This is a genomic window from Chryseobacterium sp. WG14, assembly GCF_024586945.1.
In the GTDB taxonomy this organism is placed as follows: Bacteria; Bacteroidota; Bacteroidia; order Flavobacteriales; family Weeksellaceae; genus Chryseobacterium.
The window spans coordinates 1-1,586 of the sequence record NZ_JALCZD010000030.1 but is presented as its reverse complement, the minus strand read 5'-3'; the positions used below and the strand labels follow the sequence as shown (position 1 = coordinate 1,586).

Annotated in this window: 1 protein-coding gene; it reads left to right on the top strand. The window is 40.0% G+C overall.

All coding sequences use genetic code 11. The annotated features are described in order from the left end of the window. Positions 1 to 1,536: gliding motility-associated C-terminal domain-containing protein (locus tag MP478_RS22455; RefSeq protein WP_257201717.1), on the top strand; the 1,536-nt coding region annotated here is incomplete at its 5' end. Positions 1,537 to 1,586 lie beyond the last annotated feature (50 nt).

The following is a 1,586-nucleotide window of genomic DNA, read 5'->3' as shown; positions in this document are numbered from 1 at the left end:
ACTCCGGGTATTCCTGCTGCAGATCCTGCACAGCCAAGTACGGTTATGGTATGTGGACTTCCTACTCAGTTTAATTTCCTTTCTCTGAGTGCAGGGATTATCAACGGAAACAGCAGTAATTTCCAGGTAACTTACCATGATAAGATCAATGATGTTCTTACCGGCCAAAATCCGCTTACCACAGCAACTGTAAACGCCACAACTACCTACTATTACAGAGTTGTTTACCATGATCCATCCAACCCGGACAATCCAATGAACGGATGTTTCATCAATGGAAAATTTAAATTTGTAAATGCCAGCATTACAGCCAATAATGTCACCTTACTTTCATGTAACAACAATGGGGAAGGTACGGCAAAGTATGATCTTACCACAGCCAATGTATTTGGAGGCGCAGGAGCAGTGATTAAATATTACCCCACTCTTGATGATATGAATGCAGGAACCAATGAAATTACAAATCCTACCAATTATATTTCTCCGGAAACAACAGTATATGCAAAAGTAACTTCTGTATTCGGGTGTATGGCTACTGCTACCATCAGATTACAGTTTCATCCGACAGTAGTACTGAGAGATGCCCAGATGGAAAACTGTTATATCCCGGATAACATCATGTTCTCAACATTTGATCTTACCCACGCAGACATTGGCGTTCCAAACCCACTCCCAGCAGGAAATGTTTTAAAGTATTACAAAACAATGAATGATGCTTTAAACCAGTCTAATCCAATTGCTATTCCTGATACTTACCTTTCAACAAGTACTATTGTATATGCAAGAGTAAACAATGCACAGCAATGTTTTGCCATTGCCAAAATCACACTGAAAGTTCTCCCACCGGTAAAATCTACCGTGCTAAAAGATAAAGTGATCTGCGCTGAAGGAACAACTACGTTGGATGCAGGACCTGGATTTGACGGTTACGAATGGAGTACCGGAGAAACCACACAAATCATCAATAATGTAGGAATAGGAACATATTGGGTAAAATTGAAAACAGGGGAATGTATTACTCCCCAGGAAGTGCATGTACGCCCTAGCCAACAACCGGTGATTTCCAATATTGAAATAAGCAATAACACCATCAAAGTTACTGCTACAGGCGGAGTTCCTCCTTATCAGTTTTCTATTGATGGAATAAACTGGCAGGAATCCAATTCATTCACAGGACTTCCAAGAGGGGAAAACACCGTGTATGTAAAAGATTCTTTCAATTGTACTCCGGTTCAGGTTACCGTTACGGTTCCTAACCTCATCAATGCGATTACTCCCAACGGAGACAACGTTAATGATGTTATTGATTATTCAGCATTGGCATACAAGAAAAATCTGGTATTTATTGTGTATGACCGATATGGAAACAAGCTTCATGAAGCCAGCAAAATCAGAAACTTTACCTGGGATGGAACCGCATTTGGCAAAAGAATAGCGACCGGAACCTACTGGTACACCATTTCATGGAACGAAAACGATAAAAACAATACCGAAACCAAATATTCAGGATGGGTATTGGTGAAAAATAAAGAATAAATTTTATTCATAACCTCATGTAAATCACCCCGGACCGGGGTGATTTTTTT